Here is a 7,937-nt window from a genome sequence, read left to right on the forward strand (position 1 = left end):
CTTGGCGTTGACCGAATTCAGTTCACTTCGGTGGTGCCGTTCAGCTTGAAGCGGATATTGACGATGAGATCTTTCGCTTCTTTGGCTTCATAGCGCCATTTGCGTAGCGCCTGCTTCACTTCACGCTCGAACATGTTGCGTGGCTCGGCCGACAAGATACGCACGTTACTCAAGCGACCATCGCTGTCGACATCGAACTGCACCCTCACACTGCCTTCGATCTGTAAAGCCTGGGCCCGCGGCGGATAGAGTGGATTAGCGCGGCTGATCGGCCTTGGCCCAACCTCGCGCGAGTTACCCTGCACCGGTGCGGCGGGCGCCTGTTTCACCGGCGCTTTGTCGATCGGTTTGGCCGGCGAATTGTTTTCGAACGGCGACGGCTCGCGCGGTTCGACTTTCTTCGGCTCCGGTTTAACCTGTTTTTCTACCTTCGGTTTCGGCTTGGGCTTCGGTTTGACCGGTTCCGGCTTCACTATCGCCTTCGGCGGCGGCTCCACAATAGGTTCAGGCTCCGGCTCCGGTTCGACCTGCGGTGGCTCCGGTTCGGCCGGCGCAGGCGGCGGCGGTTCGGCCATCGCGGCGGTATTGACCATCATGACGCTGATCGGCGCCTCCTCTGGCTTCGGCAGCTCCACCACTTCTTTTACCGAAGCGTAAAGCAATCCCACCACCAGGGCGCTGTGCAGGCCTACGGACAAGACGAAAGGCACGGATATACGGCGATTAAGGAACATCTTTTTTAGCGGCATAATGATTCTGTTTCCTCTGGTTCGCCAAGTTTAAATGCAAATAGCAATCATATTCAATAACGAAAGGCAAACTATCGCTTTAATCGTCAGCATCCGCGGCGAAAACCAGCAAACTCATAAGGATATTAACCTGGCCGCTGCTTTTTTACCGCCTGATTCACACGCTTCATTAACGTTTGCGCGGGGGATAAAAATAAAAAAACCCGCCGTAGCGGGTCGATTGCGGTGATTAAGCGTTATTCTTCATCACCATAGTAGAGCACACCCAGCTTAATCAGCGGCCGCCCTTGCGCTTTGCGGTGCAGGTTGCTGTCGCGCAGCGAATAGACGCAGCCGCAGTATTCCTGCTGATAGAAGCGCTCGCGCTTGCTGATCTCTATCATGCGTGCCGAACCGCCCTTCTTGCGCCAGTTGTAATCCCAGTACACCAGATCGGGGTACTTTTCCGCTGCCCGCACGCCGCAGTCGGTGATCTGCTGCATGTTCTTCCAACGCGAGATGCCCAGCGAACTGGAGATGGTGTCGTAACCGTGCTCGTGCGCATACAGCGCCGTGCGTTCGAAGCGCATGTCAAAACACATGGTGCAGCGAATACCGCGCTCCGGCTCATTCTCCATCCCCTTGGCGCGGGCGAACCAGTTGTCGGTGTCGTAATCGGCATCGATGATCGGCACCCCGTGCTTTTCGGCAAAGCGGATGTTCTCTTCTTTACGCAGCAGATACTCTTTTTGCGGGTGAATATTGGGGTTATAGAAGAAAATGGCGTACTCGATCCCGGACGCCTGAATCGCTTCCATCACCTCGCCGGAACAGGGCGCGCAGCACGAATGCAGCAGCAGTTTGCTTTTGCCCGCCGGCAAATCGAGTTTTTCCCTTACCAGTTCCGTCATGTCCTCACCTCAATGGCATATCAGTTTAAGCGCGCCGCACTATACGAATAAAAAGTAGTGGCTTCAAGCCATAAGCGCCAATCCACCGGGAAATTCGCCGCGCGCCGTTCCCCTGCCGCGCCTTTTGCGTTACCTTGATAGCACCGTTTTATAGCCATGATTTTAAAGGTGAAACATGCTTTATCTGATCTACGCGCAAGACGTCCCCAACTCGCTGGAAAACCGTCTGGCGGTGCGCCCGGCACACCTGGCGCGCCTGCAGGCGCTGCGCGACGCCGGCCGCCTGGTGGTCGCCGGCCCTAACCCGGCCATCGACAGCAACGATCCCGGCGCCGCCGGCTTTACCGGTTCGACGGTGATCGCCGAATTCACCTCGCTGGCGGAAGCCCAGGCCTGGGCGGAACAAGATCCGTATATCGCCGCCGGCGTCTATGCCGAGGTAACGGTGAAGCCGTTCAAGCAGGTATTCTGATCGTCGACGCCTTTCGATACCGGGAACGCCCGGCCGCGCCGTTCCCGAATGAATGCGTGCTTAAAGCAATCAGCATGTAATTTGCTGATGTTTAAAGCACGCACTCAATGCGCATCAAATTGTGCGCAAAAAAAAAGCCAGCACGGAGTGGCTGGCTAAAAAGTTCTTCGAGGGAATATCTTGTTCGCTAAACATACGTCTTTCGCCGTGGCCTTGACCAACTATTAGTGCGATAGGCGCTACCGTCCGTCTCTACTTTTCCCCCCGAATGGCAAACCGCCACCGCTGGCCTACACTTGAGCCGTAGTCAACGTGCAGTTATGCGTCGTTTTTATCTTCCAAAAGGAATAATTATGAAAGCAACTAAATATCTTCTGGCACTGCTGGCGTTCACCTCATTCTCTTCTCTGGCGGCGATTGAGATCACCCGGGAAGAGGCGGCAAAACATACCGAGATCGGCCCGGTCACTATTTCACAAAGCGGCGGCGATACCGTGGGGCTTAATCACGAGCTGTTATCGAAAGCGGTAGATGAAAAAGGTGGAAAATACTACGTCATTATCGGTCGTGAGGGGAAAACCACCTTCGAAACCGTCGACGCCATCGCCTACAAATAATGCCTGACAACGCGGCGGGATAACTTCCTGCCGCAGCGCCCTTACCGCTCGTGATGCGTGTTCAATATCAACGCCTGCATATCGGTGAACATCGATTCCCACTCCGCCTGATCGATATCCATCAAGCCAAAGTAACGCAGCATAAAGGCACCTTCGGTGGCGAGAAACGCCAGGCGCGCGCGCTTGCCTTCTTCCGTCGCCAAATCCAGCCCGGCGATGCGGCTGCGATACCATTCGCGCGTGCTCGCCAGATGCTCCGGCGTTTGAATCAGCGTCGCCATCAACCCGGCGGCCTTGGCGCTGGACGTCTGGTCCGAACGGTGGGTGGCCAGCATATGCGCCCGCACGCCGGTCTGCGGCGAAGGATCCTCGCCGGCGATGTCAACGAACAGCTTTTCATAGGCGCTGCCCCAGCGGTCGAACATGGCGTCGATCAGCGCGTCTTTACTGCCGAAGCAGTACTGCACCCCGCCCTTGGAGATCCCCATCGCTTTGGCGACGGCGTCGATGGTCAAACCGGCGGCGCCCTGGGTGGCGACGATCTCTTCGGCGGTGTCCAAAACCTTGTCGCGATCGATGCTGCGTTGACGTCCCATTAAGAAACCCTTCTTTTCAATACGAACGTATGGATATATATTATTACCAGTATACCACCCGGCCGTACCGGAGGGTTACCCGAATGGCGGTGCCTCCGCGCCGCCCACTTTAGTGGATTATGACTTATGTACGCCAAGACCCGCTGGCTGATCCTGACCCTGGTCGCCAGCGCCCTTTTCCTGATTGTCATCGACATGACGGTGTTATATACCGCCCTGCCGCGGTTGACCCAGGCGCTGGATGCCAGCGCCTCGCAAAAACTCTGGATCGTCAACGCCTACCCGCTGGTGGTGGCCGGCCTGCTGCCCGGCGCCGGCATGCTGAGCGACCGTATCGGCCATAAACGGCTGTTTCTCGCCGGGCTGCCGGTGTTTGCCGCCGCCTCGCTGTGCGCCGCTTTCTCGCCAACTTCCGAGTGGCTGATCGCCGCACGGGTGTTTCTCGCCGTTGGCGCGGCAATGATGATGCCCGCCACGCTGTCTATCGTGCGCCACGTCTTTACCGACGAACGCGAACGCGCGCTGGCGATTGGCATCTGGGCGTCGGTAGCCTCCGGCGGCGCAGCCATCGGCCCGGTGGTCGGCGGCCTGCTGCTGGAATATTTCTGGTGGGGTTCGGTGTTCCTGATCAACGTGCCGGTCGTGCTGCTGGTCTGGCCGCTGGCGTGGAAACTGATCCCGCGCTGTGGTGGCGACAACCCGCGGCCCTCGGACATTGTCGGCTCGGTGCAGATCATGATCGGCCTGGTCGGCTGTATCTATGCGCTGAAGGAACTGAGCAAGCCAGTGCCCGATCTCAGCGCTCTGGCCGTGGCGGCCCCGATCGGCGTGCTGTTCCTGGTGCTGTTCGTGCACCGCCAGCAGCGCAGCGCCAATCCGATGATCGATTTCTCGCTGTTCCGCAATCGGCTGTTCGCTAGCGGCATCGGCGTGGCGCTGCTGTCGATGGTGGCGTTGATCGGCGTCGAACTGGTGCTCAGCCAACGCTTGCAGCTGGTGCTCAACCTCAGCCCGCTGCAGGCGGCGCTGTTTATTTTGCCGATCCCGCTGGCCTCGGCGCTGGCGGGACCGATGGCCGGTTTGCTGCTGCCGCGCTACGGCGAACGCAACATTATCCTCGGCGGTTTTATCCTGACCACCCTCGGCATCGTCGGTCTCGCCGCCTTATATCAGAGCGGCATGGCGCCGCAACTGGTGAGCCTGGCGTTGGTGGGCTTTGGCCTGGGCGGTGTGATCACCGCCGCCTCCACCGCCATCATGCTGAACGCGCCTGAGGAAAAATCCGGCATGGCGGCATCGATCGAAGACGTCTCCTACGAGCTGGGCGGCGTGCTGGGCGTGACGCTGCTCGGCGGGTTGATGACCGCGGTTTACAGCCACAGCCTGGCGCTGCCGGCGGAGCTGCCGGTCAGCTCGCTGGCTTATGACAGCATCGACGAAGCCCTGCGCCTGGCGGCCGGGATGGCGACCGAACGCGCACAACAGCTGACGCAGCTGGCGCGTGCGGCTTTTGATCGCGCGTTTATTTCCGTGCTGATCGCCGCCGCGCTGTTAATGGCGCTGGGGGCCTACGCGGTAAAATTGGCACTGCGCAAGTAACCGATAAAAGCGGCTTTTTTCGCCTGCGGATCCTGCGTAAACTGATTCAGCAATGTGCTCGACGGATTTATCGTCATCGGTTTGAGCGATGGCAATAATGCCTGCTATCGTGTTTAGCCCTGCGATAAATCCGGTTACTGTAACAGCTATGGCAATTGATTCTGTCTACACTCGGAACAAATAATCAGGAGAAGATTATTATGGCAACGGCGAAGAAAGCAGCGAAAACCCATATCGGCCTTGACAGTAAACAATCGGCAAAACTCGCCGAAGCGTTGAATGCGTTGTTGGCGAACTACCAAGTGCTGTATATGAACGTGCGCGGCTATCACTGGAATATTACCGGCCCACAGTTCTTTGAGCTGCACGCGAAATTCGAAGAGACGTATAACGATCTGCTGACCAAGGTAGATGAGCTGGCGGAACGTATTTTGACGCTGGGCTCGCAGCCGCGTCACGCTTACAGCGATTATCTGAAAACCGCCGACATCAAGGAACATACCAACGTGACCGATGACAAAGGCACGCTGCGTGGCCTGTTGGAAGGGTATTCCATCTTGCTGCAACAGCAGCGCGAGCTGCTGACGGTGGCGGCAGAGGCCGGTGACGAAGGCACCGCTTCGCTGATGAGCGATTACATTAAAGAGCAGGAAAAACAGGTCTGGATGCTCAACGCCTACCTGGGAAAATAACCCAGGCGCCATAACAAAACAGTCCCTCACGGGACTGTTTTCGTTTTACCACTCGCAGGATACCGCAAACAGCAGCGCGCGCCGATGCTGATCGTCCAGGCGGCGCCGCACCCGGATGATATGGCGATTGCTGCACGACTGGCGCTCCAGCCAGCGATGCCGGCGGCGTTGGCTCTGCCGCAACATGCGCCAGCGGCCCACTTCATTTCTACTGCGTCTCATAATTCCGTCACTCGTTCGTCTAATGCCAACCGCGGGCATTATAGCCCTTTCAGCCCGTGATCCAAGTCGCAGTTATCGGCGGCACGAGCGGCCCCGAACGGGCAAAAGCCGCCCTTTCATTTTCAGCAAGTGCCTTAACTTCATCATATTTATGTAACATAAGCGCCGATAAAAGGTTTCCCCTTTACCGATCTGTGCGTACACTCATCATTGGTAGTTTGCGAACGGGATTTTTCGCCTTTATGACAACATTTTATACCGTAATCAGTTGGCTCATGGTGTTCGGCTACTGGCTGCTGATCGCCGGCGTGACGATGCGCATCTTGATGAAACGCCGCGCAGTCCCCTCCGCCATGGCCTGGCTGCTGGTTATCTATATTCTGCCGCTGTTCGGCATCGTAGCCTATTTATCGTTCGGCGAGCTGCATCTGGGCAAACGCCGGGCCGAGCGCGCCAAGGCGATGTGGCCGTCAACCGCCCGCTGGCTGAAAGAACTGAAAGAGAGCCGCCGCATCTTCGCCACCGAATACAGCGAGGTCGCCCAACCGCTGTTCCAGCTCTGCAACCGCCGCCAGGGCATCGACGGCGTCAAAGGCAACCAGCTGCAGCTGCTCACCACCACCGACGACACGCTGAAAGCGCTGATCCGCGACATCGAGCTGGCGCGCCACAACATCGAAATGGTGTTCTATATCTGGCAGCCCGGCGGCCTGGTCGATCAGGTGGCCGAATCGCTGATGGCCGCCGCCCGGCGCGGCGTGCACTGCCGCCTGATGCTGGACTCCGCCGGCAGCCTGCAATTTTTCCGCAGCCCCTACCCGGCGATGATGCGCAACGCCGGCATCGAAGTGGTCGAGGCGCTGAAGGTCAACCTGTTCCGCGTGTTCCTGCGCCGCATGGATCTGCGCCAGCACCGCAAGGTGGTGCTGATCGACAACTACATCGCCTACACCGGCAGCATGAACATGGTCGATCCACGCTACTTCAAGCAGGATGCGGGCGTCGGCCAATGGATCGATCTGATGGCGCGTATGGAAGGCCCGGTGGCCACCACCATGGGCATCGTCTATGCCTGCGACTGGGAAATTGAAACCGGCAAGCGCATCCTGCCACCGCCGCCGGACGTCAACATCATGCCGTTCGAGCAAGAGAGCGGCCACACTATTCAGGTGATCGCCTCCGGCCCCGGCTTCCCCGAGGAGATGATCCACCAGGCGCTGCTGACCGCCGCCTATTCGGCGCGCGAGCAGTTGATCATGACCACGCCGTACTTCGTACCGAGCGACGATCTGCTGCACGCCATCTGCACTGCCGCCCAGCGCGGCGTTGAGGTCAGCATTATCGTGCCGCGCGACAACGATTCGATGATGGTGCGCTGGGCCAGCCGTGCGTTCTTTTCCGAGCTGCTGGAAGCCGGTGTGAAAATCTATCAGTTCGAAGGCGGCCTGCTGCATACCAAGAGCGTGCTGGTAGACGGCCAGCTTAGCTTGGTCGGCACCGTCAATCTGGATATGCGCAGCCTGTGGCTGAACTTCGAGATCACGCTGGTGATCGACGACGACGGCTTCGGCAGCGATCTGGCCTGCGTGCAAGAAGATTACATCGCCCGATCCCAGCTGTTGAACGCCAAAGAGTGGCTGAAGCGGCCGTTCTGGCATCGCCTGGTCGAACGCCTGTTCTACTTTTTCAGCCCGCTGCTGTAAAAGCCGCGGCGAGCGTGCTTTAATAGCGCCAAATCATTTGTTATCAGGATTTTTTTATGGATTTGAATAACCGCCTTACCGAAGACGAAACGCTGGAACAGGCCTACGACATCTTCCTCGAATTGGCCGGCGACAATCTGGATCCGGCGGATATTCTGCTGTTCAATCTGCAGTTTGAAGAGCGCGGCGGCGCCGAGCTGTATGACCCGGCCGAAGACTGGCAGGAGCACGTGGACTACGATCTGAACCCGGACTTCTTCGCCGAGGTGGTCATCGGTCTGGCGGACAGCGACGGCGAGCCGATCAACGACGTGTTCGCCCGCGTGTTGATCTGCCGCGAGAAGGACCACAAGCTGTGCCACATCCTGTGGAAAGAGTGATTCGCCGCTAGCGCGTC

The 7,937-nt window shown here is 58.3% G+C and carries 10 protein-coding genes; 6 read left to right on the forward strand and 4 right to left on the reverse strand.

The annotated features are described in order from the left end of the window. Window positions 1-17: 17 nt before the first annotated feature. The gene (tonB, locus tag BHU62_RS24305) at window positions 18-749 is read right to left on the reverse strand and encodes a TonB system transport protein TonB (protein WP_073534914.1); all 732 of its coding nucleotides are present in this window, start codon (window positions 747-749) and stop codon (window positions 18-20) included. 236 nt (window positions 750-985) lie between these two features. Then, on the reverse strand, window positions 986-1,639 hold the full coding sequence (locus BHU62_RS24310) for an epoxyqueuosine reductase QueH (protein WP_073534915.1): 654 nt from the start codon (window positions 1,637-1,639) through the stop codon (window positions 986-988). A 175-nt stretch (window positions 1,640-1,814) separates the two neighbouring features. On the opposite strand from BHU62_RS24310, the gene BHU62_RS24315 reads away from it, so the two are divergent. Both BHU62_RS24315 and BHU62_RS24320 read left to right on the forward strand, forming a co-directional pair. Further along, window positions 1,815-2,111, forward strand: coding sequence for a YciI family protein (locus tag BHU62_RS24315; protein WP_073534916.1), 297 nt, complete (start codon window positions 1,815-1,817; stop codon window positions 2,109-2,111). A gap of 353 nt (window positions 2,112-2,464) precedes the next feature. Then, window positions 2,465-2,728 carry a DUF1471 domain-containing protein gene (locus BHU62_RS24320; protein WP_073534917.1) on the forward strand — a complete coding sequence of 88 codons (264 nt, stop codon included), beginning with the start codon at window positions 2,465-2,467 and terminating at the stop codon, window positions 2,726-2,728. 41 nt (window positions 2,729-2,769) lie between these two features. On the opposite strand, the gene BHU62_RS24325 is transcribed toward BHU62_RS24320, so the two are convergent. Further along, window positions 2,770-3,324 carry a TetR/AcrR family transcriptional regulator gene (locus BHU62_RS24325; protein ID WP_073534918.1) on the reverse strand — a complete coding sequence of 185 codons (555 nt, stop codon included), beginning with the start codon at window positions 3,322-3,324 and terminating at the stop codon, window positions 2,770-2,772. 126 nt (window positions 3,325-3,450) lie between these two features. Between BHU62_RS24325 and BHU62_RS24330 the strand changes: the two genes are divergently transcribed. Beyond that, window positions 3,451-4,923: an MFS transporter gene (locus tag BHU62_RS24330; protein WP_073534919.1), complete on the forward strand. Its 1,473-nt coding sequence runs from the start codon at window positions 3,451-3,453 to the stop codon at window positions 4,921-4,923. 200 nt (window positions 4,924-5,123) lie between these two features. Beyond that, window positions 5,124-5,615, forward strand: coding sequence for a Dps family protein (locus BHU62_RS24335; RefSeq protein WP_073534920.1), 492 nt, complete (start codon window positions 5,124-5,126; stop codon window positions 5,613-5,615). Window positions 5,616-5,660: 45 nt separating this feature from the next. Here BHU62_RS24335 and BHU62_RS24340 read toward each other — a convergent pair whose 3' ends face one another. Then, the gene (locus BHU62_RS24340) at window positions 5,661-5,837 is read right to left on the reverse strand and encodes a YciY family protein (RefSeq protein WP_025159792.1); all 177 of its coding nucleotides are present in this window, start codon (window positions 5,835-5,837) and stop codon (window positions 5,661-5,663) included. Window positions 5,838-6,079: 242 nt separating this feature from the next. Here BHU62_RS24340 and cls point away from each other — a divergent pair, with 242 nt between their 5' ends. Both cls and BHU62_RS24350 read left to right on the forward strand, forming a co-directional pair. Continuing rightward, a complete protein-coding gene (gene cls / locus BHU62_RS24345; protein ID WP_073534921.1) occupies window positions 6,080-7,540 on the forward strand; it encodes a cardiolipin synthase in 1,461 nt (486 codons plus the stop codon). A 56-nt stretch (window positions 7,541-7,596) separates the two neighbouring features. Continuing rightward, window positions 7,597-7,920, forward strand: coding sequence for an HI1450 family dsDNA-mimic protein (locus BHU62_RS24350; protein ID WP_073534922.1), 324 nt, complete (start codon window positions 7,597-7,599; stop codon window positions 7,918-7,920). The last annotated feature ends 17 nt before the right edge of the window (window positions 7,921-7,937 follow it).

Source organism: Serratia marcescens, assembly GCF_001902635.1.
In the GTDB taxonomy this organism is placed as follows: domain Bacteria; phylum Pseudomonadota; class Gammaproteobacteria; order Enterobacterales; family Enterobacteriaceae; genus Serratia; species Serratia marcescens_F.

What these genes read in the sequence shown, in the direction of transcription:
- tonB (WP_073534914.1), bottom strand. Translation starts at nt 749, where the DNA reads ATGCCGCTAAAAAAGATGTTCCTTAATCGCCGTATATCCGTGCCTTTC.
- BHU62_RS24310 (WP_073534915.1), bottom strand. Translation starts at nt 1,639, where the DNA reads ATGACGGAACTGGTAAGGGAAAAACTCGATTTGCCGGCGGGCAAAAGC.
- BHU62_RS24315 (WP_073534916.1), top strand. Translation starts at nt 1,815, where the DNA reads ATGCTTTATCTGATCTACGCGCAAGACGTCCCCAACTCGCTGGAAAAC.
- BHU62_RS24320 (WP_073534917.1), top strand. Translation starts at nt 2,465, where the DNA reads ATGAAAGCAACTAAATATCTTCTGGCACTGCTGGCGTTCACCTCATTC.
- BHU62_RS24325 (WP_073534918.1), bottom strand. Translation starts at nt 3,324, where the DNA reads ATGGGACGTCAACGCAGCATCGATCGCGACAAGGTTTTGGACACCGCC.
- BHU62_RS24330 (WP_073534919.1), top strand. Translation starts at nt 3,451, where the DNA reads ATGTACGCCAAGACCCGCTGGCTGATCCTGACCCTGGTCGCCAGCGCC.
- BHU62_RS24335 (WP_073534920.1), top strand. Translation starts at nt 5,124, where the DNA reads ATGGCAACGGCGAAGAAAGCAGCGAAAACCCATATCGGCCTTGACAGT.
- BHU62_RS24340 (WP_025159792.1), bottom strand. Translation starts at nt 5,837, where the DNA reads ATGAGACGCAGTAGAAATGAAGTGGGCCGCTGGCGCATGTTGCGGCAG.
- cls (WP_073534921.1), top strand. Translation starts at nt 6,080, where the DNA reads ATGACAACATTTTATACCGTAATCAGTTGGCTCATGGTGTTCGGCTAC.
- BHU62_RS24350 (WP_073534922.1), top strand. Translation starts at nt 7,597, where the DNA reads ATGGATTTGAATAACCGCCTTACCGAAGACGAAACGCTGGAACAGGCC.